At 66.7% G+C, this 25058-nt stretch carries 20 protein-coding genes and 2 pseudogenes; 12 read left to right on the top strand and 10 right to left on the bottom strand.

Translation table 11 applies throughout. The annotated features are described in order from the left end of the window. From AWC07_RS06805 to AWC07_RS06790, 4 genes are all read left to right on the top strand, one after another. Positions 1 to 1462 (top strand): condensation domain-containing protein (locus AWC07_RS06805; RefSeq protein ID WP_244187505.1); only part of this gene is annotated, 1462 nt, incomplete at its 5' end. A 630-nt stretch (positions 1463 to 2092) separates the two neighbouring features. Beyond that, positions 2093 to 2986, top strand: a complete 894-nt coding sequence (locus AWC07_RS06800; protein ID WP_085105005.1) for a sulfurtransferase — start codon at positions 2093 to 2095, stop codon at positions 2984 to 2986. Beyond that, positions 2983 to 3402 carry a SufE family protein gene (locus tag AWC07_RS06795; protein ID WP_036420074.1) on the top strand — a complete coding sequence of 140 codons (420 nt, stop codon included), beginning with the start codon at positions 2983 to 2985 and terminating at the stop codon, positions 3400 to 3402. The genes AWC07_RS06800 and AWC07_RS06795 overlap by 4 nt, the downstream gene beginning before the upstream one ends. A 102-nt stretch (positions 3403 to 3504) precedes the next feature. Continuing rightward, on the top strand, positions 3505 to 5298 hold the full coding sequence (locus AWC07_RS06790; protein WP_036420072.1) for an acetyl-CoA carboxylase biotin carboxylase subunit: 1794 nt from the start codon (positions 3505 to 3507) through the stop codon (positions 5296 to 5298). Positions 5299 to 5424: 126 nt separating this feature from the next. Here AWC07_RS06790 and AWC07_RS06785 read toward each other — a convergent pair whose 3' ends face one another. Beyond that, the gene (locus AWC07_RS06785; RefSeq protein ID WP_036420070.1) at positions 5425 to 6213 is read right to left on the bottom strand and encodes an RNA polymerase sigma factor SigF; all 789 of its coding nucleotides are present in this window, start codon (positions 6211 to 6213) and stop codon (positions 5425 to 5427) included. Further along, the gene (locus AWC07_RS06780; RefSeq protein WP_036398130.1) at positions 6210 to 6647 is read right to left on the bottom strand and encodes an anti-sigma factor; all 438 of its coding nucleotides are present in this window, start codon (positions 6645 to 6647) and stop codon (positions 6210 to 6212) included. The genes AWC07_RS06785 and AWC07_RS06780 overlap by 4 nt, the downstream gene beginning before the upstream one ends. Positions 6648 to 6805: 158 nt before the next feature. Here AWC07_RS06780 and AWC07_RS27445 point away from each other — a divergent pair, with 158 nt between their 5' ends. Further along, on the top strand, positions 6806 to 6955 hold the full coding sequence (locus AWC07_RS27445; protein ID WP_167380023.1) for a hypothetical protein: 150 nt from the start codon (positions 6806 to 6808) through the stop codon (positions 6953 to 6955). Positions 6956 to 7108: 153 nt separating this feature from the next. On the opposite strand, the gene AWC07_RS06775 is transcribed toward AWC07_RS27445, so the two are convergent. Genes AWC07_RS06775 through AWC07_RS06765 form a run of 3 tightly spaced genes read right to left on the bottom strand, consistent with a single transcriptional unit; the run spans position 7109 to position 9410 of the window. Further along, positions 7109 to 7504: a hypothetical protein gene (locus AWC07_RS06775; protein ID WP_036420068.1), complete on the bottom strand. Its 396-nt coding sequence runs from the start codon at positions 7502 to 7504 to the stop codon at positions 7109 to 7111. 51 nt (positions 7505 to 7555) lie between these two features. Beyond that, a complete protein-coding gene (lat, locus tag AWC07_RS06770) occupies positions 7556 to 8905 on the bottom strand; it encodes an L-lysine 6-transaminase (protein WP_036420065.1) in 1350 nt (449 codons plus the stop codon). Between the two features lie 52 nt (positions 8906 to 8957). After that, on the bottom strand, positions 8958 to 9410 hold the full coding sequence (locus AWC07_RS06765; RefSeq protein WP_036420062.1) for an Lrp/AsnC family transcriptional regulator: 453 nt from the start codon (positions 9408 to 9410) through the stop codon (positions 8958 to 8960). A 10-nt stretch (positions 9411 to 9420) separates the two neighbouring features. Between AWC07_RS06765 and AWC07_RS06760 the strand changes: the two are divergent. The 5 genes and pseudogenes from AWC07_RS06760 to nei2 all read left to right on the top strand — a co-directional run. Beyond that, positions 9421 to 9651 (top strand): annotated as a pseudogene (locus tag AWC07_RS06760) (2-oxoadipate dioxygenase/decarboxylase family protein); the annotation flags it as partial. Then, entirely contained in the window at positions 9648 to 11162 is a 1515-nt protein-coding gene (gene amaB / locus AWC07_RS06755) for an L-piperidine-6-carboxylate dehydrogenase (RefSeq protein WP_036420058.1), read from the top strand. The pseudogene AWC07_RS06760 and the gene amaB, both read left to right, overlap by 4 nt. Positions 11163 to 11210: 48 nt before the next feature. Beyond that, a complete protein-coding gene (locus tag AWC07_RS06750) occupies positions 11211 to 11888 on the top strand; it encodes a TetR/AcrR family transcriptional regulator (RefSeq protein WP_036420056.1) in 678 nt (225 codons plus the stop codon). A gap of 30 nt (positions 11889 to 11918) precedes the next feature. Further along, on the top strand, positions 11919 to 16478 hold the full coding sequence (locus tag AWC07_RS06745) for an ATP-dependent helicase (RefSeq protein WP_036420054.1): 4560 nt from the start codon (positions 11919 to 11921) through the stop codon (positions 16476 to 16478). 3 nt (positions 16479 to 16481) lie between these two features. Beyond that, positions 16482 to 17246, top strand: a complete 765-nt coding sequence (nei2, locus tag AWC07_RS06740; protein WP_036420052.1) for an endonuclease VIII Nei2 — start codon at positions 16482 to 16484, stop codon at positions 17244 to 17246. A gap of 421 nt (positions 17247 to 17667) precedes the next feature. Here nei2 and AWC07_RS06735 read toward each other — a convergent pair whose 3' ends face one another. The 4 genes from AWC07_RS06735 to pstS form a co-directional block, all read right to left on the bottom strand. Then, positions 17668 to 19635 carry a PE domain-containing protein gene (locus tag AWC07_RS06735; RefSeq protein ID WP_085105004.1) on the bottom strand — a complete coding sequence of 656 codons (1968 nt, stop codon included), beginning with the start codon at positions 19633 to 19635 and terminating at the stop codon, positions 17668 to 17670. A 328-nt stretch (positions 19636 to 19963) separates the two neighbouring features. Beyond that, on the bottom strand, positions 19964 to 20887 hold the full coding sequence (locus AWC07_RS06730; protein ID WP_036418987.1) for an extracellular catalytic domain type 1 short-chain-length polyhydroxyalkanoate depolymerase: 924 nt from the start codon (positions 20885 to 20887) through the stop codon (positions 19964 to 19966). A 71-nt stretch (positions 20888 to 20958) separates the two neighbouring features. Next, positions 20959 to 22104 (bottom strand): PPE family protein, encoded by a 1146-nt coding sequence (locus AWC07_RS06725; RefSeq protein WP_036418981.1) that lies wholly within the window; start codon positions 22102 to 22104, stop codon positions 20959 to 20961. Between the two features lie 158 nt (positions 22105 to 22262). Beyond that, positions 22263 to 23375, bottom strand: coding sequence for a phosphate ABC transporter substrate-binding protein PstS (pstS, locus tag AWC07_RS06720; RefSeq protein ID WP_036418979.1), 1113 nt, complete (start codon positions 23373 to 23375; stop codon positions 22263 to 22265). 136 nt (positions 23376 to 23511) lie between these two features. Here pstS and AWC07_RS28495 point away from each other — a divergent pair, with 136 nt between their 5' ends. Beyond that, complete coding sequence (locus AWC07_RS28495; protein WP_036418977.1) at positions 23512 to 23814, top strand: hypothetical protein; 303 nt, start codon at positions 23512 to 23514, stop codon at positions 23812 to 23814. Between the two features lie 3 nt (positions 23815 to 23817). Continuing rightward, positions 23818 to 23964 (top strand): DUF732 domain-containing protein, encoded by a 147-nt coding sequence (locus AWC07_RS28490; RefSeq protein ID WP_341865242.1) that lies wholly within the window; start codon positions 23818 to 23820, stop codon positions 23962 to 23964. 241 nt (positions 23965 to 24205) lie between these two features. On the opposite strand, the pseudogene AWC07_RS28000 reads toward AWC07_RS28490, so the two are convergent. Beyond that, positions 24206 to 25058: pseudogene (locus AWC07_RS28000) on the bottom strand (PE family protein); the annotation flags it as partial.

The raw sequence follows: 25058 nt of genomic DNA, 5'->3' as shown, positions 1-25058 counted from the left end.
CCCCATCCGCGTCATCTTCGAAACCCCCACCATCTCCGCACTAGCCCACTGGATCACCACCCAACCCCAACACCAACCACAAACCCCACTCACACCCCGCCCCCGACCACAACACACACCCCTCTCCTACGCACAGCAACGAATGTGGGAAATGCACCATTTGGCGCCGGACGCCCCGGTTTACCACATGCCCTTGGCGTTGCGATTGCGTGGCGAGCTGGATGTCGACGCCTTGGGGCACGCACTGGTTGATGTGGTGAACCGCCACGAAACTTTGCGCACTGTTTTCACCGGCGTCGACGGTGTATTACATCAAGTCGTTTTGCCCATTGAACGGGTGGACTTGGACTGGCGAATCATCAACGCCGCCGGGTGGTCCGGGCAGCGGCTCCACCGATCCCTGACCGCACATGCCAGCGCCACCTTCGATTTGTCCACCCAGATCCCCCTGCGCGCCCGGCTTTGGCGCGTCGCCGATGACGAGCACGTATTGGCCATCACGTTGCATCACATTGCCGCTGATGGTTGGTCGCTGGCCCCACTGGCGTCTGACCTAAGCGCCGCTTACCTCAGTCGTTGCACCGGGCATGCCCCAACCTGGGCCCCACTACCCGTCCAATACATTGATTACGCCCTGTGGCAACGTGAGTACTTGGGTGATCCGGCCGACCCCCAGAGCTTGCTCGGGACCCAACTGCGGTATTGGGAAATGGCGCTCGCCGGTATCCCCGAACGCCTCGAGCTACCCACTGATCGGCTCTACCCACCCGTGGCCGACTACCGTGGCGATACGCTCGCCGTGCACTGGTCGGCGGTACTGCATGACCGGATAGTCCGGCTGGCACGCGACTATCACGCGACCGGCTTCATGGTCGTCCACGCAGCGCTGGCCGCGCTGTTGTCCGAACTCAGCGGCAGCAACGACATTCCCATCGGAATAAACGTTGCCGGGCGTAGCCATCCGATACTGGATGGCCTGGTCGGCGTCTTCGCCAACGGCATGGTGGTGCGCACCCAGCTAGGCGATAACCTCACCTTTGCGCAGGTGCTAGCCCACGTGCGTGCGCGCACCTTGCAGGCGTTCGATCACCAGGACGTTCCCTTCGGGGTCCTCGTCGACCGGCTCAACCCCACCCCGTCGCTAAGCCACACTTCACTGCGGCAAGTGATGCTGGTCTGGCACAACACCGAGTCCGCCGAGTGGGAGTTGGGCGATCTGGATATCACCAATGTCCCGCTACACACCGGGGTCGGCCGGACGGACCTACTGTTGTCGTTGACCGAAAACTTCACCGACACCGGTCTGCCCGCTGGCATCAGCGGCGTGGTCGAATTTCGCACCGATGTCTACGACGCCGCCACCATCCACACCTGGATCGACAGGTTGGAGAAGCTTTTGTCCGCCACCATGGTCGAACCGCATCGGCAGTTGACGTCGATTGACCTGGACAAGAAGCATTAATGTTAACGCCCAAGCGATTGCCGCATCTATTACTTAAATCGATTATGTTCTATCGCAGCTGAAGACGATGTTTCGGCAAAGCCCTCAACACCAAAGACATTTCTGGCATGATTGCACACTTGTTGGGCACCGGAACGAACTTCACCACAGACCAGAACGGGCCTGGCGAGGATCTCACACTGGTGGGCCCCCGCCAGGCCCATTCTCAGCATGCGCACGTCTTATTGAGGATCGCCTGGCGCATCAGGCGTTATTGTTGTCGACTGACAGAACAACCTCTGCGACGCAGAATTCTTCCTCGACGAACAGCAGTTCATATGACATGGTTTCACCCCCTTTCTCCCTGGTACATGCACTAGTCTGGGTCGCCGCGGTATTGCGCATAGAGGTGAGCGGTCGATGCGTTTCCTCGTGGAGTTAGCTTCGACTATTCCGTGGCGACCAAGCCGGATCTGTCCACCAAACGGTCGATAAAGGATGATTAACCTGTCCCCCACTCGGGGGACAACAACAACCCATTCCGAAATTCCATTCGGAAATTCCTTCGCGCACCAAGGCCGCAACCGACCACCCTCATCCCGGCCTGGTGGCTCCGAGCTATCCCGGGCGGCCAGCGGTAGGCTCGATAACGTGCCCGTGCCCACAGATCCGAGTCCCACCTTGTCGGCCTATACCCACCCCGAACGGCTCGTGACCGCCGATTGGCTGTCCGCCCACCTGGGCGCGCCCGGCCTGGCGATCGTCGAATCCGACGAGGACGTCCTGCTTTACGACGTCGGCCATATTCCGGGTGCGGTCAAGGTCGATTGGCATACCGACCTCAACGACCCAACGGTGCGCGACTACATCGACGGCCAGCGGTTCGCCGCTTTGATGGACCGCAAGGGCATTGCCCGCGACGACACCGTGGTGATCTACGGCGACAAGAGCAATTGGTGGGCGGCCTACGCGCTCTGGGTTTTCACCCTGTTCGGTCACCCCGATGTGCGCCTGCTCAACGGCGGACGTGACCTCTGGCTCGCCGAGCGCCGGGACACCACCCTGGAGGTGCCGGACAAGACGTCGACCGGCTACCCCGTGGTGCAGCGCAACGACGCCCCCATCCGCGCGTTCAAAGACGAGGTACTGGACATCCTAGGCAACCAGCCGCTGATCGACGTACGCTCACCCGACGAATACACCGGCAAGCGGACCCACATGCCCGAGTACCCCGAGGAAGGCGTGCTGCGCGGCGGCCACATTCCCACCGCCCGGTCGATTCCCTGGAGTAAGGCGGTCGACGAGAGCGGGCGGTTCCGCAGCCGCGAGGAGCTGGAAGAGCTCTACGGCTTCTTGAGCCCGGACGACAAGACCGTCGTCTATTGCCGCATCGGCGAGCGGTCCAGTCACACCTGGTTCGTGCTCACGCATCTGCTCGGCAAGCCCGGCGTCCGCAACTACGACGGGTCGTGGACCGAATGGGGCAACACCGTGCGCGCGCCGATCGTCGCGGGAGAAGATCCGGGAGCCGTGCCGCAGCGATGAGTCTGCCCGCGCCGCTGGCCGAGGTGGTGTCCGACTTCGCCGAAGTCCAGGGCCAGGACAAGCTGAAGCTGCTGCTGGAATTCGCCGACGAACTTCCAGCGCTACCGTCCGAGCTCGCCGAGTCCGCCATGGAGCCCGTGCCCGAGTGCCAGTCCCCGCTGTTCCTGCACGTCGACGCCAGCAATCCGCAACGAGTGCGTCTGCACTTCAGCGCGCCGGCCGAAGCGCCGACCACCCGCGGATTCGCCTCCATCCTGGCCGCCGGGCTGGACGGGCAGCCAGCGGCCGACATCCTGGCGGTGCCCGAGGATTTCTACGCCGAACTGGGTTTGGCCGCTCTGATCAGCCCGCTTCGACTGCGCGGCATGTCGGCGATGCTCGCCCGGATCAAGCGCCGACTGCGCGAAACGGTTTGAATCGGGGAACCGCGTGACCGGCCCCACGGCGCGACGCATAAACTTCCCGGAACAAGACTTGTAAGAAAATCTCTTAAAGACGTCAGCCCTACAGGAGGCGCAGTGGCCAGTCACGCCAGCTCCAGGATCACAAAAGTTCTGGTCGCCAACCGCGGCGAGATCGCGGTCCGGGTGATCCGGGCGGCCCGGGATGCTGGTCTGGCCAGCGTGGCCGTCTACGCCGAACCCGACGCGGACGCTCCACACGTACGGCTGGCCGACGAGGCGTTCGCCCTGGGCGGTCAAACCTCGGCCGAGTCCTACCTGGACTTCGAAAAGTTGCTCGACGCGGCGGCCAAGTCCGGCGCCAATGCCATCCATCCCGGCTACGGCTTCCTGGCGGAAAACGCCAACTTCGCCCAGGCCGTGATCGACGCCGGCCTGATCTGGATCGGGCCCAGCCCGCAGTCGATCCGCGACCTCGGCGACAAGGTCACCGCCCGTCACATCGCCGCCCGCGCCCAGGCGCCGCTGGTGCCCGGCACGCCCGACCCGGTCAAAGACGCCGACGAGGTGATCGCCTTCGCCAACGAATACGGGCTGCCGATCGCGATCAAGGCGGCGCACGGCGGCGGCGGCAAGGGCATGAAGGTGGCCCGCACCATCGATGAAATCCCCGAACTGTACGAGTCGGCCGTGCGGGAAGCCACCGCCGCGTTCGGCCGCGGCGAGTGCTTCGTCGAGCGTTACCTGGACAAGCCGCGCCACGTCGAGGCCCAGGTGATCGCCGACCAGCACGGCAACGTCGTGGTCGCCGGAACCCGGGACTGCTCGCTGCAGCGTCGCTACCAGAAGCTGGTCGAAGAGGCGCCGGCACCGTTCCTGACCGACTTCCAGCGCAAGGAAATCCACGATTCGGCCAAACGGATCTGCAAGGAGGCCCACTACCACGGCGCCGGAACCGTCGAATACCTGGTCGGCCAGGACGGCCTGATCTCCTTCCTGGAGGTCAACACCCGCCTTCAGGTCGAGCACCCGGTCACCGAGGAAACCGCCGGCATAGACTTGGTGCTGCAGCAGTTCAAGATCGCCAACGGCGAGACGCTCGACATCACCGAGGACCCCACCCCGCGCGGCCACGCCATCGAGTTCCGGATCAACGGCGAGGACGCCGGACGGGGCTTCCTGCCCGCCCCCGGCCCGGTGACCAAGTTCCACCCGCCCGCGGGCCCGGGGGTCCGCATAGACTCCGGCGTCGAGACCGGCTCGGTGATCGGCGGCCAGTTCGACTCGATGCTGGCCAAGCTGATCGTGCACGGCGCCGACCGCGCCGAGGCGCTGGCCCGCGCCCGCCGCGCGCTGGCCGAATTCGAAGTCGAGGGGCTGGCCACCGTGATCCCCTTCCACCGGGCGGTGGTGTCCGACCCGGCGTTCATCGGCGACGAGCACGGCTTCTCGGTGCACACCCGCTGGATCGAGACCGAGTGGAACAACACCGTCGAACCCTTCACCGGCGGTGAGCCGAGCGACGAAGAGGACGCCCGGCCGCGGCAGAAGGTGATCGTCGAGGTCGACGGCCGCCGGGTCGAGGTATCACTGCCGGCCGACCTCGCACTGTCCGGCGGCGGGTGCGACTCGGTCGGTGTCATCCGACGCAAGCCCAAGCCGCGCAAGCGTGGCGCCCACAGCGGTGCGGTAGCCTCCGGCGACGCCGTGACCGCGCCCATGCAGGGCACCGTGGTGAAGGTCGCGGTCGAAGAAGGTCAGGAAGTGGTGACGGGCGATCTGGTGGTGGTCCTCGAGGCGATGAAGATGGAGAACCCGGTCACCGCGCACAAGGACGGTGTCATCACCGGGCTGGCCGTTGAAGCCGGGGCGGCCATCACCCAGGGCACGGTGCTCGCCGAGATCAAGTAGCCGCTCACCGCGCCAACCCCTACCAGCGATTCTCTGAGTCGGATCGGAGAATGTTGTCGCCCCGGCACCCGCCGGGTAGCCGCAAAACGGGTTGAGTTCTCAGCGGCCCGGAGCTACGTCCTGCGCCTACTTGAGCTGGTCGCGGAGCCGCGCTAGCGATTTCGCCAGGAGCCGGGACACGTGCATCTGGGAGACGCCGACCCGCTCGGCGATCTGGGTCTGCGTCATCGACTCGAAAAACCGGAGGATCAACACCATGCGCTCGCGCTCGGGCAGTGCCTCGAGCAGCGGGCGAAGCGACTCGCGATCTTCGATCCGGTCCAGGCCGGCGTCCATGTCGCCGAGTGTGTCCGCGATGGCCCGGGCGTCGTCGTCTTCGTTACCACCACCGCTGTCAATGGACAGCGTGTTGTAGGAGCTGCCCGCCACCAGCCCCTCGACGACCTCGGCGCGGTCCATATCGAGTTCGGCGGCGAGTTCGGTAGCGGTGGGTGCCCTGCCGAGCCGCTGCGACAACTCGGCGGTGGCGGTGCCCAACCGCAGGTGCAGTTCTTTCAGCCGACGGGGAACCTTGACTGACCAACTGTTGTCCCGGAAGTGCCGCCGGACTTCCCCCATGATGGTGGGCACGGCGAACGAGACGAAATCCGACCCGGTCTCGACGTCGAAGCGGACTACCGCGTTGACCAGTCCGACCCGGGCGACCTGAATCAGGTCGTCGCGGGGTTCGCCGCGTCCCTCGAATCGCCGGGCGATGTGATCGGCCAGCGGCAGGCAGCGCTCCACGATCTTGTCGCGATGGCGCTGGAAATCCGGTGAGTCGGGGTCAAAACCGGTCAACTCACGAAACATCTCCGGGACATCGGCGTATTCGTTCGGCCGTGAAGCAGAACCGCCGGCAGCACGCGGCGTCACCTGCCAGAGGCCGCCCGTCGGGCCGTCAACACAATGCCGAACACGCTGCCGGCGGCGTCGGGCATGCGACCGTCGTGGAAAGTCTGGACGTCGTCGGCCAGCGACGTCAGGACATGCCAGCTGAAGCTGCCCGGTGCCACGACGTCGTGGGTGTCGCACATTGCGGACGCCTCCACCACGAGTTCGTCGTCGCGCGGGTCGACCACCAGCGTCAAGGTCGCGTTCGGTGTGGCGGAACGGATCAGCCGGGTACACACTTCGTCGACCGCCAGTCTCAGGTCGGCCACCGCATCGAAATCCAAGTCCTCGAAGGTGCCGATGGCGCCGACCAGGGTGCGCAGGATCGCCAGATTCTCCAAGCGCGCAGCAACGTTCAGCTCGACGGCGCGGTCGCCCCGTTGGTGCCTGTTGGGACGCGCATCGGCATCGCTCATGTGGCCTCCCGGCAATTTTTGACCGACACTACTACTACTGATTCGGGTCCCGATTTGGCTGTCGATTTCGGTCCCTTTCCGATCGCCTCCCGGAGGCCCGTTCTGGGCCGCGCGTTCTAACCGGTTGGTCATGGTCGCCACCGGGTATTCAACCAGCCATGGACGAGGCGGACCTGACCGACACAATCCGGACGCGCCGGCTCCGGCGTATCGCGGTGATCGCCGGGATCACCTTGGTGGTGTTGATCGCGGTTGCCGCAGCAATCGATGTCGGTGCCTTCGTGATTCTGTCCCCGATGATGGGGTGACAGTGCCGGCACCGCAAAGCCAGTACTCGTCATGATTCACACCTGATACCCCGTTGGCGCCACTGGTAAAACAAAACCGTCGGCCGGTTCTTGCGGTGAGGCGCCAGCCGGCACTGGAAGCCGCTAGCTGGCCAGCCGTTGGCGCGGTAGGGGTCAGAACCAACCAGCCGCCAGGGCCGGTCCGGCGATGGGAGCAACACCCATGGACACGGCCACCACCATCAGCGTCAACAAGAACCATCCGGCGCCGTGCCATCCCCACCAGGTACCGCGAGCTCGCCACACCTGATAGGTGCGGATGAAGGCCCAGATTCCACCGGCCAACAGAATCAGCGGGCCGCCGAGGGCCAGCAGAATCCGCTCCGGCGGGCCACAGGCCACCGTGTCCAGGCCCGCTCTGGCGCCGCATGTGCTGACCCACAAGGCCGCCATGATGACAAAGCCCACACCAGCGCCCGCGGCCAGGACTGCGAACCGGATGGCGGCGCGAACTTCGGCGTCGTCCTGTCCTAAGCGGTCACCAGATGACCGTTCGCGTGCTTTCTGCATTCCTGAACCCCAATCCCGCGTTCGCGGAGTAGAACGTTTCCATACCCCCGACTAGGTCACAGCCGTCAACGCGGCACGTACACCGGCGATCGCGGCATCGATCTCGGCGCGCGTGACGGTCAACGCCGGACGGAAGCGCACCCCGTCGTCACCGGCCGGCAGCACGATCACCGCGCGTTGCCACAGCCGGCGGATCACGTCGTCACGGTCCGCGGTGGTCGGCAGGCTGAAGGCACACATCAGCCCACGGCCGCGCGGATGGAGCACCAGGCCCGGGAAGTCGTGGGCAAGCTCGTCGAGCCGGGCGCGCAGGTGGTGGCCCTGCCGGGCCGCGTGTTCGAAGAGCCCGTCGTTTTCGATCACCTCCAGGATGCGGCGGGCCCGCACCATGTCGACCAGATTTCCGCCCCACGTCGAGTTGAGTCGCGACTTGACGGCGAACACATTGTCGGCGACCTCGTCGACGCGACGGCCTGCCATCACCCCGCACACCTGTGTCTTCTTGCCGAAGGCCACGACATCGGGCGCCACCCCCAGTTGCTGGTAGGCCCACGCGGTTCCGGTGATCCCACAGCCGGTCTGCACCTCGTCGAAAATCAGCAACGCATCGTATTCGTCACATAACCGGCGCATCGCCGCGAAGAACTCGGGCCGGAAGTGGCGGTCGCCGCCTTCTCCCTGGATGGGCTCGGCGATGAAACAGGCGATGTCATGGGGATGCGCCTCGAATGCCGCCCGGGCCTGGCGCAGCGACTCGGCCTCCAGCGCATCCATGTCCGACTCGCTTAGACCCGGTCGGACATAGGGCGCTTCGATGCGCGGCCAGTCGAATTTCGGGAAGCGGGCCACGGTGACGGGTTTGGTGTTGGTGAGCGACAGGGTGTAACCGCTGCGGCCGTGAAATGCCCCGCTCAAGTGCAGCACCCGGGTGCCGAGCGCCGGGTCGATGCCGCGCGCCTGATTGTGGCGGCTCTTCCAGTCGAATGCGACCTTGAGGGCGTTCTCCACCGCCAAAGCGCCCCCTTCGACGAAGAACAGATGCGGTAGCGCCGGGTCGCCCAACACCCTGACGAAGGTCTCGACGAAGCGAGCCATCGCCACCGAATGCACATCGGAGTTGCTGGGTTTGTTCAACGCGGCCTCGGTGAGTTCGGCGCGGAATTCTTCGTCACCGGCCAGCGCCGGATGGTTCATGCCCAGCGCCGACGAGGCGACGAAGGTGAACATGTCGAGGTAGCGCCGGCCGGTTCGGGCGTCGACCAGATAGCTGCCGGCCGACTGGGACAGATCGAGCACCAGGTCGAGGCCGTCGACCAGGATGCTGCGGCCCAACACCTCGTGGACCTGGTCTGGTCCGAGGTGCCGGCGGATGTGGGCAGACGGTCTTACGGCGGCAGTCATATCACCATGCTAGGCGTGGTTTTACGGAGTCAGATCCTATCTACCGGAAAGATTATGGTATGAACTGCCGGTCGCTATAAAAAGTATTCAGAATGATGGTGCTTCGAGTGCGCACGTTGGCGGCTGTCCGGATTCGCTGCAGCAGGTCCTCCAGCGCCCGGGCGGACTCGACGCGCACCAGCAGGACGTAACTCTCCTCGCCGGCCACGGAGTGACACGCTTCGATTTCATCGATGTGTTCCAGCCGGGCGGGCGCATCATCGGGTTGTGAAGGGTCCAGAGGAGTGATGGCCACGAACGCTGACAGCAGGTGCCCGACGGCCTCCGGGTTGACCCGCGCCGAATACCCGGTCAGCACGCCGCGCGACTCCAGTCTGCGTACCCGCGACTGGACCGCCGAGACCGACAGGCCGGCACTGGCGGCCAGCTCCGAGAGGGTGGCACGCCCGTCGGCGACCAGCTCGCGCACCAGAATCCGGTCGATGTCGTCGAGCCTGTCACCCATGGCCGGAGACTATCGCAGCGGCGGCGACCCGTCGGCGCCCATCGTCTACGAGGACTTCCTGCCGGCCTCGGCGGCCGGCATCTTCTGCTCCAATCCGGACGGCGACGGCAGCGATGCCCGTGCCGCCGATGCGGTCGACAATTGCGGTTACGGCGTGGAGTGGTTGGCCGGAGCCATCGGACGCGATATCCGCGACCCCTACGCACTGTATGAAGCGCAGGCCAAGGAGGCCGACGCATGACCAGCACCAACGAGCTACGTGACCGGGTCCTGGGGGTTTTCGACGCGATCGGGGTGACCGCCGGCCTGGGCGAGCCGGGCGGGCACGGGATGCCGGTCAGCACCCCGATCACCGGCGAGTCGTTGTTCACCCTCGGCTACACCACGCCCGAGCAGTCCGATCGCACGATCGCCGAGGCGGTGCGGGCGTTCTCGACCTGGCGCGGCACGCCCGCACCGGTGCGCGGCGCGCTGGTGTCCCGGCTCGGGGAGTTGCTCACCACGCACCGACACGGCCTGGCCACGCTGGTGACGGTCGAAGTCGGCAAGATCACCGCCGAGGCGCTGGGCGAAGTCCAGGAGATGATCGACATCTGCCAGTTCGCGGTCGGTCTGTCGCGCCAGCTCTACGGGCGCACCATCGCCTCGGAGCGTTCGGGGCACCGGCTGATGGAGACCTGGCATCCGCTCGGCGTGGTCGGGGTGATCACCGCGTTCAACTTCCCGGTCGCGGTGTGGGCGTGGAACGCCGCGGTGGCGCTGGTGTGCGGGGACACCGTGGTGTGGAAACCCTCGGAGCTGACACCCCTGACGGCGATGGCCTGTCAGGCATTGCTGACCCGGGCGGCCGCCGACGTCGGTGCCCCGGCCTCGGTGAGCGGCCTGCTGTTGGGCGAGGCGGATCTGGGAGCGCTGCTCGTCGACGACCCGCGGGTGGCGCTGGTGTCGGCGACCGGTTCGGTGCGGATGGGCCGTCAGGTCGGTCCGCGTGTCGCCGCCCGGTTCGGCCGGGTGCTGCTGGAGCTGGGCGGCAACAACGCGGCCGTCGTGACGCCGTCGGCCGATCTGGAGCTGGCGGTGCGGGGCATCGTGTTCGCCGCCGCCGGCACCGCCGGACAGCGCTGCACCAGTCTGCGTCGGCTGATCGTGCACCGCTCGATAGCCGACGACGTGGTGGCGCGTGTTGCCGCGGCCTTCCGGACGCTGCCCATCGGTGACCCGTCGGTACCGGGCACCCTGGTCGGCCCGCTCATCCACGAGACCGCCTACCGCGACATGGTGGGAGCGCTCGAACAGGCCCGCGCCGATGGCGGCGAGGTCATCGGCGGTGCGCGCCACCAGGACGAGCACCCGAGCGCGTACTACGTTGCGCCGGCCGTGGTCCGGATGCCGTCGCAGACGGCCATCGTGGCGACCGAGACCTTCGCGCCCATCCTCTACGTGCTGGTTTATGACGAGCTCGACGACGCTATCGCGCTCAATAATGCTGTGCCGCAAGGGCTGTCGTCGGCAATCTTCACCAATGACCTGCGCGAGGCGCAGCGCTTCCTCGACGAATCCGACTGTGGAATCGCCAACGTGAACATCGGTACCTCCGGTGCGGAGATCGGCGGCGCGTTCGGCGGCGAGAAGGAAACCGGGGGCGGGCGCGAGTCCGGTTCGGACGCCTGGAAGGCCTACATGCGCCGCGCCACCAACACGATCAACTACTCCCGCGAGCTGCCGCTGGCCCAGGGTGTGCGGTTCGGCTGAGAATCAGGTCTAGCGGAGCTGGTAGTCGACATGAGTAATATCGTCCCCATGGCGACAGCCAGGAGGCGGTTATCCCCTGAGGACCGACGCGCCGAACTGCTGGCCCTGGGGGCGGAAGTTTTCGGGAAGCGACCTTACGACGAGGTCCGCATCGATGAGATCGCGGAGCGCGCCGGGGTGTCGCGCGCGCTGATGTATCACTACTTTCCCGACAAGCGGGCGTTCTTCGCCGCCGTCGTCAAGGACGAGGCAGACCGGCTGTACGCGGCCACCAACAAGCCGCCGGCCCCGGGCCTGACGATGTTCGAGGAGATCCGCACCGGCGTGCTGGCCTATATGGCCTATCACCAGCAGAACCCGGAAGCGGCCTGGGCGGCCTACGTCGGCCTCGGCCGGTCGGACCCGGTGCTGCTGGGCATCGACGACGAAGCCAAGAACCGCCAGATGGAACACGTCATGACCCGCATCGGCGAGGTCGTCAGCGGCATCCCGGGCAGCACCGCGCTGGAGCCGGAGGTCGAGCGCGACCTGCGGGTGATCATCTACGGCTGGATCGCGTTCACCTTCGAAATCTGCCGTCAGCGGATCATGGATCCCACCACCGACGCCGAACGCCTTGCCGACGCCTGTGCGCACACGCTGCTGGACGCGATAGCCCGGGTGCCACAGATTCCCGAGGAACTGGCCCATGCGATGGCAACCGCACGCGACTTGCCGCAATCGTGACTTGTCGGTGCCCGTTGGCACGATGGTCAGGTGAGCTTTGACCCGCTAGGCCGATTCAGCGCGATTACCCGCGACTGGTTCGCCAGCACGTTCGTCGCACCGACCGCGGCGCAGGCCGGCGCCTGGGCCGCCATCGCCGATGGCGACAACACCTTGGTCATTGCTCCGACGGGCTCGGGCAAGACGCTGGCCGCCTTCCTGTGGGCGCTCGACAGCCTGGCCGCCGCGCCGGATCGACAGGCCGGAACACGCGTCCTCTACGTCTCCCCGCTCAAGGCGCTCGGGGTCGACGTCGAGCGCAACCTGCGCACCCCGCTGGCGGGGCTGACCCGGCTCGCCGAGCGCCGAGGTCTGCCCGCGCCCGACATCAGCGTCGGGGTCCGCTCCGGTGACACCCCACCCGCAGCGCGTCGCCAGCTCATCGCGCGGCCCCCCGACGTGCTGATCACCACGCCCGAGTCGCTGTTTTTGATGTTGACCTCGGCCGCCCGCGAGACGCTGGCCCACGTCGAGACCGTCATCGTCGACGAGATCCACGCCATCGCGGCCGCCAAGCGGGGCGCTCATCTGGCGCTGTCGCTGGAGCGCCTCGACGACCTGGCGCCGGGGCCGTCGGGAAGACGCCGCGCGCAGCGTATCGGCCTGTCGGCGACCGTGCGTCCGCCCGAGGAACTCGCCCGGTTCTTGTCCGGACAGTCGCCGACTACCATCGTCGCGCCCCCCGCGGCCAAAACCTTGGAGCTGTCGGTGCAGGTGCCGGTGCCCGACATGGCCAACCTGGCGAACAACTCGATCTGGCCCGATGTCGAGGCCCGGCTGGTCGACCTGATCGAAGCGCACAATTCGACCATCGTGTTCGCCAACTCGCGGCGGCTGGCCGAACGACTCACCGCGCGGCTCAACGAAATTCACGCCGAACGCTGCGGCGTGGAACTCGCCGCCGCGCCTGATCAGAAGACCAACCCGCAGGTGGCCGGCGGCGCACCCGCCCACATCATGGCCAGCGGCCAGAGCTTCGGCGCCCCGCTGGTGCTGGCGCGCGCCCATCACGGATCGGTCAGCAAGGAGCAGCGCGCGCTGGTCGAGGAGGACCTCAAACGCGGGCTGCTCAAGGCGGTGGTGGCGACGTCGAGCCTGGAGCTGGGCATCGACATGGGTGCGGTGGATCTGGTGATCCAGGTGGAGGCGCCGCCGTCGGTGGCCAGCGGCCTGCAACGCATCGGGCGGGCCGGCCATCAGGTCGGCGAGATCTCGCGGGGAGTGCTGTTTCCCAAGCACCGCACCGACCTGCTCGGCTGTGCGGTGAGCGTGCACCGCATGCTGGCCGGCCAGATCGAGACCATGCGGGTGCCCGCCAATCCGCTGGACATCCTGGCCCAGCACACCGTGGCGGCGGCAGCGCTGGAGCCGCTGAACGCCGACCGCTGGTTCGACACCGTGCGCCGCAGCGCCCCGTTCGCGACCCTGCCGCGCAGCGCGTTCGAGGCCACCCTGGATCTGCTGTCCGGCAAGTACCCGTCGACCGAGTTCGCCGAGCTGCGGCCAAGGTTGGTCTACGACCGCGACACCGGCACGCTGACCGCGCGGCCGGGCGCGCAGCGACTCGCCGTCACCTCCGGCGGCGCCATCCCCGACCGGGGGCTGTTCACCGTGTGGCTGGCCACCGAAAAGCCCTCACGGGTAGGCGAACTCGACGAAGAGATGGTTTACGAGTCGCGGCCCGGCGACGTGATCTCGCTGGGGGCCAGCAGCTGGCGCATCACCGAGATCACCCACGATCGGGTGCTGGTGATTCCCGCGCCGGGCCAGCCGGCCCGGTTGCCGTTCTGGCGCGGTGACGACGTCGGCCGCTCGGCCGAGCTGGGCGCCGCGCTGGGCCAGCTGACCGGCCAGCTGGCCCGCCTGGACCGCGACGCGGTCGGTAAGCGTTGTGCCGCTTTGGGTTTCGACGACTACGCGACCGACAACCTGTGGGGCCTGCTGGATGAGCAGCGGGCCGCCACCCGGGTGGTGCCCACCGACACCACCCTGCTGGTCGAGCGGTTCCGCGACGAGCTGGGTGATTGGCGGGTGGTCCTGCACTCCCCGTACGGGCTGCGGGTGCATGGGCCGCTAGCGCTGGCGGTGGGCCGACGGCTGCGGGAGCGCTACGGCATCGATGAGAAGCCCACCGCCTCCGACGACGGCATCGTGGTACGGCTGCCCGATTCTGGGGACAGCCCGCCCGGCCCGGAATTGTTCGTTTTCGACGCCGACGAGGTGGACGCCATCGTCACCGCCGAGGTGGGCGAGTCGGCGCTGTTCGCCTCCCGGTTCCGGGAGTCGGCGGCGCGGGCTTTGCTGCTGCCCCGCCGCCACCCCGGCCGCCGGTCGCCGTTGTGGCATCAGCGGCAGCGCGCTGCCCAGCTGCTGGAGGTGGCCCGCAAATACCCCGACTTCCCGATCGTGCTGGAAACCGTCCGAGAGTGCCTGCAAGACGTCTACGACGTCCCGACCTTGACCCGGCTGATGACCGATATCGCCCAGCGCCGGGTGCGGATAGCCGAGGCCGACACGGCCACACCCTCCCCGTTCGCCGCCTCGCTGCTGTTCGGTTACGTCGGTGCGTTCATCTACGAGGGTGATGTCCCGCTGGCCGAGCGCCGCGCCGCGGCACTGTCGCTGGACAGCACCCTGCTGGCCGAGCTGCTGGGCCGCGTCGAGTTGCGCGAGCTGCTGGACCCGCAGGTCATCGCCGCGACCGGTCGCCAGTTGCAGCACCTGACGGCCGACCGGGCGGCCCGCGACGCCGAAGGCGTGGCGGACCTGCTGCGGCTGCTGGGTCCGCTCACCGAGGACGAAGTCGCCGCGCGTGCGAGCGCACCCGACATCGGGGGCTGGCTGGAGGGCTTGCGCGCGGCCCGGCGCGCCCTGCCGGTGTCCTTCGCCGGCCGCAATTGGTGGGTGGCCGTCGAAGACATCGGCCGGCTCCGCGACGGCGTCGGGGCCGCGGTTCCGGTGGGACTGCCGGCAACCTTCACCGAAGAAGTCGCCGACCCGCTGGGCGAGCTGCTGGGCCGCTACGCGCGCACCCACCCGCCGTTCACCACGGCCGAGGCCGCGGCCCGGTTCGGCCTGGGCCTGCGGGTGACTGCCGACGTGCTGGGCCGGCTGGCCAGTGACGGCCGGCTGGTACGCGGTGACTTTGTTGCCGCCGCAAGCTCCGGCGCCGGATCCGAGCAATGGTGCGACGCCGAGGTGCTGCGCATCCTGCGGCGCCGGTCGCTGGCCGCGCTGCGGTCCCAGGTCGAGCCGGTGAGCACCGCGGCCTACGGCCGCTTCCTGCCTGAGTGGCACCAAGTGGGCTCCACCGACGCCGGCGGCGTCGACCGGCTCGCGACGGTGATCGATCAGCTTGCCGGGGTGCGGATTCCGGCTTCGGCGCTGGAGCCACTGGTGCTGGCCCCGCGAGTCCGCGAGTACTCCCCGGCGATGCTCGACGAGCTGCTCGCCAGCGGCGAGGTCATTTGGTCGGGCGCCGGGTCGATCTCGGCCAGTGACGGCTGGATTAGCCTGCACCTCGCCGATTCCGCTCCCTTGACCCTGGCATTGCCTCCCAACCAGCCCGCCGAGGTCGAGTTCACCGACGCCCATCGGGCAATCCTGGACACGCTGGCCGGCGGTGGCGCGTACTTCTTCCGCCAGCTCACCGGCAACGGACATGCCGAGGCCGACCTCAAAGCCGCCCTCTGGGAACTGATCTGGGCCGGCTGGGTCACCGGCGACACGTTCGCGCCGGCGCGCGCGATCCTCGGCGGCGGCCCTGGTGCCCGCAGGCGGTCCGCCCCCGCGCACCGCGGACACCGCCCGCCGCGGCTGAGCCGATACAGCGTCGCGCATGCCCAGTCGCGTGCCGCCGACCCCACGGTGGCGGGGCGATGGTCGGCGCTGCCGCCTCCCGAGCCGGACTCCACGCTGCGGGCCCACTATCACGCCGAGCTGCTGTTGAACCGCCACGGCGTGCTGACCAAGGGCGCGGCGGCCGCCGAGGGTGTGCCGGGCGGGTTCGCCACCCTGTACAAGGTGTTGAGCGCGTTCGAGGAGGCCGGCCGCTGCCAGCGCGGCTACTTCGTCGAATCGTTGGGCGGCGCCCAGTTCGCGGTCGCATCCACCGTGGACCGGCTGCGCAGCTACCTCGACGGAATCGACCCGCAGCGGCCGGAATACCGGGCCGTCGCACTGGCCGCCACCGACCCGGCCAACCCCTTCGGAGCCGCACTGCCCTGGCCTATCAGCGAACGTGCCGCCGGGGCCCGGCCGGGCCGTAAGGCAGGGGCGCTGGTCGTGCTGGTGGACGGCGAGCTGGCCTGGTTCCTCGAGCGCGGCGGCAGAACGTTGCTGACCTTCACCGACGACCTGGGGGCCAGCCACGCGGCGGCCGTCACGCTGGCCGATCTGGTGGCGTCCCGGCGAGTCGCCGCGATTCTGGTGGAGCGAGTCGACGGGGTCCCGGTGCTGCAACCCGGCGGGCCGCGCCAGGTGACCGAGGCTCTGGCGGCGCTCTTAGGAGCCGGGTTCGTCCGCACCCCGCGCGGTTTGCGGCTGCGGTGAGCCATGCCCGAGGGTGACACCGTCTGGCACACCGCGGCCCTACTGCGGCAACAGCTCGCCGGCCGGACGCTGACCCGCTGCGATATCCGGGTGCCGCGGTTTGCCGCCGTCGACCTCAGCGGGTTGACGGTCGACGAGGTGCTCAGTCGGGGTAAGCATCTGTTCATCAGAGTCGGCGGGGTCAGCATTCACTCCCACTTGAAGATGGACGGCAGCTGGCGAGTTGCCGAGCGCCCGGTTCGGGTGGACCATCGGGTGCGAATCATCTTGGAGGCAGGCAACATTCGGGCGGTCGGTGTCGACCTGGGCGTACTGGAGCTGCTGAACACTGACAGCGACGGCGCCGTCGTCGCGCATCTGGGACCCGACCTGTTGGGCGAGGATTGGGATGCCGCGGTTGCGGCCGCCAACCTGGCCGCCGATCCGGAGCGGCCCATCGCCGAGGCGCTGCTGGATCAGCATGTACTGGCCGGGATCGGCAATGTCTATTGCAACGAGCTGTGTTTTGTCAGCGGACATCTGCCGACGGCGCCGGTCAGCGCAATCACCGATCCGCGGCACCTCGCCACCCGTGCGCGAGAGATGCTGTGGGCCAACCGTTTTCGCTGGAGCCGCTGCACCACCGGCGACACCCGGGCCGGTCGGCGGCTGTGGGTCCACGGACGAGCCGGTGAACCCTGCCGGCGCTGCGGAACCCGCATCGAATATCTCCACGCCGGCGGCAGCGCCGAGCGACTCCAGTTCTGGTGCCCTACCTGCCAGCACTGACCTAATTCCGGCCGTGCCATAAAGACCTGCACAATGGCTCGCGACCGGTCGAAAGCGCGCGCGTGGTGGTCCCCGATCGCCTTGGGCAGATATTGCTTGCCGTCCGGCCAGGTATGCCCGCCGTTTTCGATGCGGGATCAGAAGATACCGCGGACGCGGTTCACGGCGGCCGCGAATTTCTTGCCCGGGGCCAGGTTTGGGGAATCCGCAGGATTAGGTAGCGGGATAGTTCGACAAGGCGGGCCGCTAAGTGCGGGCAACTGGTAGCGCGGTGTCGCCGGTTCGATCTTGGCCAGCGGGCCGTCCAAGAGCGACGGCAAGCTGGCCGGGCCGGTGTCCTTGCCGCAATGGATGACCCCCCACCCGTGGGTGTACCCGGTGGCGGCCTCGAGCCGCGGGGCCTGCCCGCGGCTGGCCTCATTTAGGTGAGGAATGGGTTGAGAACCGGCGGGATGATGTCGTTGCCGGTCACACCGGTGAGCCGGACCCAGATCTGTGCGGGGATGTTAAGCGACTGGTAGACGCCGGCGCCGATCCATGAGACGGGTAGCTGTAAGAAGCTGGGCACCGCATCGACGATGTTTTGTATCGGGGAGTACACCAGGTAGGGAATCGTGGCCGCGACCGTGCGCGACCCCAGACTCAGGTTGGTCGCGATATCGGGATACCCCTGTCCGGCGAAATCGGCGCTGAGCACACTGAATAGATTGGCGCCGGGATCAACGTAAGTGCCGTCGAAGAGGGAGGACGTCAGGGGCGCACCTTGCATATAAGGCAGCGGCGGAATGCCGAACTGATCCATGATCGTCGGCGTCGTGCTGACGATTTGCCACGAGTTATTGATAAACCCATCTCTCACATTATTGAAGGCCTGATCGAAGATGAGGAATGTCGCTGTCTCACGGGGTGATTGGAAGCCATGAGTGAGGCTGAAGTTTTGGGGTCCGCTTTCACCATGGTCGGTGACCACGAGCGTGGAGAACTGCTCGGTGGGGTTGTTAAACTCCCACTGCCATACCGCTCCCAACAGGCCACCACCGCCTGAGGTTTGGGAACCGAGGTTGTAGTCCATGTTCCGGATGGCCGCCTGGTACTGCGGCGAATCGCCGCCATACATGTGCGCGTTTTCATCGACACCTACAAAGTAGGAGAAAATGAGATTGCCCTTGTTTGGATCGGCGGCCAGAATCGCGGCTTGAGACTTCTGGCCGACCAAGTTCTGCGTCGCTATCCAGTTCGTGTCGCCCGGGATCTGCGGGACGAATTCGATCTTGTCGGCCGGGTACGAGCCGGCGCCGGCGATGTCGGTGATGATAGGCCAGTTGGCGATGACCGTGGTGTTGACCTGATCGCCCCAGGTGCCCTCGAGTTGGTTGTACACGGTAGACCAGGTGTCATACGTCCACGGGGTGAAGACGTTGTTGGTCACGCCGGCCGTCTCGCTCCACACACCGGTCTGGATCGTCGTCCATGAGGGGTTGGAGATGCTGGTGTGTCCGACGATCGTCGACGCGGAGGTGACGCTTTGCTGCATCAGCGCGTGGAAGTTCGGGGTGCCAGCGGGGTCGGCCAGGATTGCGGCCAGATTTGTGCCGTCCGTGCCGATCAACAGGAAATTCGCGTCTGGTGCCATCGAAAGCAGAGCAAGGGCCTGTTGTTGAGACACCGACAGTACCGCTGGATGCGCGCCAACGCTGCCGGTGGCTCCCGGGGCGCCGAACAAGGACAACGCTCTTCCGCCCAACCCACCGGTCCCGGCTGCGATGGATCCTATGCCGAGCCCGCCGGTGCCTCCGGCCCCGCCGTTGCCCAGCAGCCAGCCGCCCGTGCCGCCGGTTCCGCCGGCTCCGCCTCCGATACCTCCGGTGCCGCCGACGCCACCGTTACCGATCAACCCGGCATTGCCGCCGGGCCCTCCCCGCTGTCCCACCGGACCCGACCCACCGGCGCCGCCATTGCCCCACAGAATCCCGCCGGCCCCACCGGGTTGCCCGGTGCCGGGCATCGCGTCAAGCCCGTCGCCGATCAACGGACGGCCCAACAGGAAGTTCGTGGGCGCATTGATCACACCCAAAACGTCGTCGACGAGGGTCTGCAACAGGTTGACATTGGCCGCCTCCGCGGCCGCATATGCCCCGCTGGCGGCACTCAATGCCTGCACAAATTGCTCATGAAACACCGCCGCCTGCGCGCTGAGCGCCTGGTATTCCTGGGCGTGGCCGGAAAACAGCGACGCAATCGCCGCCGACACTTCGTCAGCAGCCGCAGCCATCAGCGTGCTGGTCGGTGACAACGCCGCCAGGTTCGCGGCCCGCACCGAGGAGGCGATACCCGCCGCATCTGCGGCCGCTGTCGTCAACATGTCTGGTGCGGCGATGAGATACGACATTGTGGCCCTCCAACCCGGCAACTTGTTGGCCGTTGGAAGATGTGATGCTGCTCATGATTGCACGATTCCGGCGCTTTTCCGAGTATTACTCTGCGGCGGCTGGCGTGGCACTGCTGCTGACGTCCTCGCAAGCGTTGCCGCTGCGGTGCCCTATCGTGTTGGGTTGCGCCGCAGAAAAATCCGACAAAGACGTGGCCACCGAGGCGGGTGTCTGGCCACTGACGGTAGGCAGGTGGCGGCAACGGCTCATACGCCGCAGGTCATCGACGAATGTGCGAACGCCGCACCTCATCTGCCGTCAACGAATTCCTGATCGCAGGACACCTGGTTACTCTTGGGCCCGGCCGTGCGACATGAAGAACTGCACAATGGCTTGCGACCCGTCGAAGGCGCGAGTGGTGGTACCGACGATCGTCTTGGGCAGATATTGCTTGCCGCCGGGCCAGGTGTGCCCGCCGTTGTCGATTCGATAGAAGATCACTTCGGTCCCGGCCACACACGACCGCGAGTCATAACGGCGTACCACGGTTCCATCGCCGACGTTGGGCAGTTCGTCCACGGCGGGATCGCCCTGACAGCCGTCGACCGCGCGCCAGCGCTCGACCATGCTGGCCGCCGAGATGGCTTGGCTGAGGCCGCCGCGGCCGCGCACCTTCCCACCATTGAACGGCACCACCGGATCGGCGGTGCCGTGCGCTTCCATCACCGAGACCGGCCGCGACGGGTTGCAGGCCACACCCACGCCCAGGGTGCCGGCGATCGGCGCGATCGCGGCGAACACATCGGCGCGGTCGCACGCCAACCGGTTGGACATGAATCCACCGTTGGACATTCCGGTGGCAAAGACGTGGCCTGCGGGAACGGAAAACTCGCTTTGCAGCTTGCTCACCAGCGCTACCAGAAAGCCGATGTCGTCGAGATGACGGCGGTCCGCCGGCGAGGCACCCCGCCCGTCGGCCCAGCTCTTGTCGTAGCCGTCGGGATAGACCACCAGCAGGTTGTTGGCGTCGGCAACGGAGTCAAAGCCCGAAAGACTCTGCTGTCCGGCGCCGGTGCCACCACCCCCGTGCAGGTTGAGCACCAACCCCACCGGCGCACCCGGTGGTGAATGCACGATGTAGGTCCGCTTCAAACCGCCGAACTGTAATGTTCCGGCCTGATCTCGAGAACGGGCCGCCGATACGTGCCCCTGCCCGCAACCGGCCAGGCATGCCACGAGAAGGAGCGTCAAGAGCCATCGCGCCCACGGCATGACGGCCAAGTTACCGACCGCCGCCGCGCCGGGGTTGAATACCTCGGATATTTCGGCGGCGGGATCACCACTCATCCCGCTGATGGCGGTCGGGGCATCACCGTACCCTTGAGCTCCAAACCGTATTCAAGATCTTCGTACTTCTGTTGCTTCCTCTTGCGCCAACCACTGCCTGCCGAGATCGGCGGTGGCATCAGCGGCGGGAGCATGGGGAAACCGGACTCGCCCGGAGGAAGCGGCGACACCGCCGACGCAAGCCGCACCGGCGTTTGCGCAGCAGGCAACAGCCCCACCACAGCAGGCGGAGCGGTGAGGTTGCCCATCGAAACTCCGACGCCTACCGCTGCTGTCGGCGCTTCTGCGGCACCAAGGGCCCTGACCGCGCTGGAAAAACTCTCCGCCGTTTCCCCAAGGGCCGATTCCCCTTCGGATAGGCCCGCGGCGATATCGGGGGCCACGGCCTGCAGTGCCTGAGCCGAAGTGTTCTGCGCCAAGTAACTGAAGAGGTTGATCGGAAAGCCTGACGAGATGAATTGGTTGGCATAGGTGTTGGCCAGCCCGAACCAGCCGCTGTTGGGGTCGAAGGTGACGCCAAGCGTCTGCAATACCGCATCCACCGGGGAGACAGCGGCAGCGGGTGCCGCAGTGGCGGCAACGGTCGGCGCCAGGTTGGCTTGTGCAGCCAGCCCCGCCGGATCGACAATCGAAGGCGGCGAAGCGAACTGGGTCAGCGCGAGAGCTTGCGCCGAGGCTGCCTCATAGCGATACATGGCCGCCGAATTGTTCACCCACATGGTTTCGTACTGCGCTTCGGTCTCGGCGATGGCCGCAAGGTTTCTGCCGAATTCGTCGGTGACCAGCAACTCTGCCAACTGGGTCCGGTTGGCACTGACCGCCGCGGGGTGAACCACCGTCGAGAGAGTAGAGCCGAATGCCGCTGCCGCGAGCTGCGCCGAGGATCCCAGCTGCTGGCACTGCTGCGCGGTGGTGCGCATCCAGCTGAGGTAGGGCCCAACAGCGTCGATCATCACCGACGAGGACGGACCGTGCCAGGCCTCAGCCGCATAGGACAGCGCCGGGACAAAGGCGCGAACCGTTTCCTCCATTTCAACGGATAGCCGCTGCCACGCATTGGCGGCCTCAAGAAGTGATTCCGCTCCAGGTCCCGAGTGGATTAGCGCCGACGTGACCTCAGGGGGCAAAGCGATGAAGTCCATGGCATCTCACCCTTACTAGGCGGGAAAATTCCGTGAAACATTGAGATGACTACCGCGAGAAAAACCCTGGAACATTGTGTGTCGTCGTCTCACGTGCGCCGCCACGTCATTCCGGTCCGCAAAGTGGCGTGCGGCCTTCGGGGCAAAACGACCTCTGCTCACGAGATGGCATTGACCGCGGTCGACAATCGCGAGCTGAACGCGTCCGGAATGGGGATATATCCGTTGTCCTTCAGACCATTCTGGCCGGCGCCGATCGTGCTTTGCAGGAAAGCCCTTACGGCCGTACCGACTTGCTTATCGGGATACTTAGAGCACACAACCTCGTACGTCGCCAGCACGATCGGGTAGGAGCCGGGCTCGTTTGGCCGGTAGAACGAGATCGTGTCGAGGGCGAGGTCATTGCCCTCCCCGAGTACCCAGGCAGCGGAAATCGTCTTCCCCACCGAATCCGTGCTGATCGCTACCGGGTCTTGACCGGCCGACGTGACGATCTTGGCCGTGTTCAGGTGTTGTGCCTGGGCGAACGACCATTCGAGGTAGGTGATCGACCCGTCGCCGCTCTTCACGGCCGCGGCGGCGCCGGCGTTGCCCTGCGCGCCCGCGCCGACACCGCCGTTGAACGTTTTTCCGGCGCCCTTGCCCCACGCGCCGCCCGAAGCGGTATCGAGATATCTCTGGAAGTTATCCGAGGTTCCGGACTCGTCGCTGCGAAAAACGACACGAATTGGCTTAGCGGGCAAGGAGATACCTGAGTTCAGCGCCTGAATCGCAGGATCGTTCCAGGTAGTGATGCCGCCGTTGAAGATCTTGGCTGCAGTCGGAGCGTCGAGGTTCAGCGAAGTCAGACCGTTGACGTTGTAGGCGATGGCGATGGGGCCGAACACCATCGGCAGGTTCCACGCCGGCGAGCCGCAGCGCCGCTCCGCCTTGGCATACTCGTCCTTGCTCAGCGGCGAATCCGAACCGCCGAAATCGGTTTGGCCGCCCGTAAATTCGCTGACCCCAGCTCCGGAACCATTACCAGTGTAGGTCAAAGACTGCCCGGGACACGCTCGTTCGAAAGCCTCGACAAAGCGGGTCATTGCATTTTCCTGAGCGGTGGAACCACTGGCCTTCAGAGTCGGCTTGCCGCCACAAGGAACATTCGCCGACGACCCGCGCGTTGTCGCGCTTCCGCCGGAAGCATTGTTGTCAATACCACACGCCGACAACGTCACCGCGGCGGTGGCCAGAACACTCAGTGCGACGCCAAATCGGTTGATTTTCAATTCAATTTCCTGAATGGTACAGATAAATGGTCGCCGCCGGCGCGGTGACCATCCGCCATGCCGCTGCCTTCCTCGCAGTCATAGGGAATAGTACCGTTGCGCCATTAGCCTGGCCTCGCCAGACGAGCCGAACTCGGTGAATTCAGCCACCGTTTCCAATCAGTACACGGTCTCGACACTCGCGGACTTCATTCGTCCAATCATGACGTGTAATGACCGCGAGATCGGCCGCTCGGCTTGCCGCAGCAATTCTCAGCAGGGAGGTTCCAACAATGGCGACCAGGCAAGTGCTTCGCCCAAACCCGTACGATCACAATTGGCCGGCCTAGTAACCGGCGTTGCGCTGGTATTCACACTGCTTGGCCTGGCGAGCGTGACAGCCCAGACCGCGCATGCCGGCGGGGTCGATCAGGCGTTTCCGAACGCGTTGAAATCCTAGGACATCAACTTCGCGACACCACAAGCCGCGATCGTTGCCGGTCATCAGGTCTGTAATGAGCTTGATCAAGGATGGCAGGGCGACATCGCGACAGACATGACTGATACCAGTAACCTCGACGGCTACCGCGCGGGTTCATTGTCGGCCTGAGCATCGCTGCGTTCTGCCCGAGGTGTCACCCAGCCTGACGGCGTCCGCCTCGCGCGCCATCGCTGCGGGCCGAGCGGCTGACCGCGGGTCAGGAACCACCAAGACCCCGTTTCTGCCGCGAGTGGTCGCCCAATGGCGCGGCACTCATCCCGGCGAAGACATTGCCCGCCCAGTCTGCGCATGCCGGACTTCCTGCACCGGGAACGGCTGAGGTGGCCAGGTGGCGGCATCGCCAGCAATGTCACAACCCATCGATCCCATTTGGCCCAAATATCAGCCCGCCGGCGCCGCCGAAGCCGCCGACCGCGCCTCCGCCGCCGCCCAATCCGCGATTGCCACCGTTACCGCCAGTCCCGATCAGCCGAGCGTCGCCGCCCTTGCCGCCGTCACCCGGGGTACCAGCTGCAGAGTTGTATCCACCCTGGCCGCCGTTGCCGCCGTCGCCGATCAGGGCGGCCCTACCCCCGGCGCCGCCGTCGCCTGAAGCGGTGGCGCTTTCGCCGCCGGCACCGCCGACTCCGCCGTTGCCGAAGAGCCCGATCGCGGCCCCGCCGGCCCCTCCGGCCCCGCCGGCCGTGTCGCCGAAGCCTCCATTCCCGCCGGCTCCACCGGAGCCGGCGAGGCGACCGCTACTTCCGCCGGCACCGCCGCCACCGCCGGCAGCGGTCGCAGAGGTGCCGCCGGTACCGCCCCCGCCGCCAGTGCCGAAGAGCATGGCGGCGTTGCCGCCGCTGCCGCCAGCCCCTCCAGAGCCCATATTCGAGCCGCCGCCGCCACCGCCGGCCCCGCCGCCGCCGAACAACACACCACCATTGCCGCCGCCACCGCCGACTCCGCCGGTCAAGGCCTGGCCGAACCCGCCCTGACCGCCGCCGCCACCGGTACCACCCAAGAGGCCGCCACGGCCTCCCGTCCCGCCGGCCCCGCCGGTGTTGAAGCTAGCCCCGCCGTCGCCACCGGCACCACCGGCACCGAAGAGAAGAGCGCCGTTGCCGCCGCCACCGCCGGCGCCGCCGAATCCGTCGCCCCCGCCGCCCGAGCCGCCGGCGCCCCCGGTGCCGTAGACCACACCGGCGGAACCGCCGGCCCCGCCC

This window comes from Mycobacterium gastri, from assembly GCF_002102175.1.
GTDB lineage: Bacteria > Actinomycetota > Actinomycetes > Mycobacteriales > Mycobacteriaceae > Mycobacterium > Mycobacterium gastri.
Note: the sequence above shows the minus strand (reverse complement) of the source record. Positions and strands in the feature narration are given on the sequence as shown.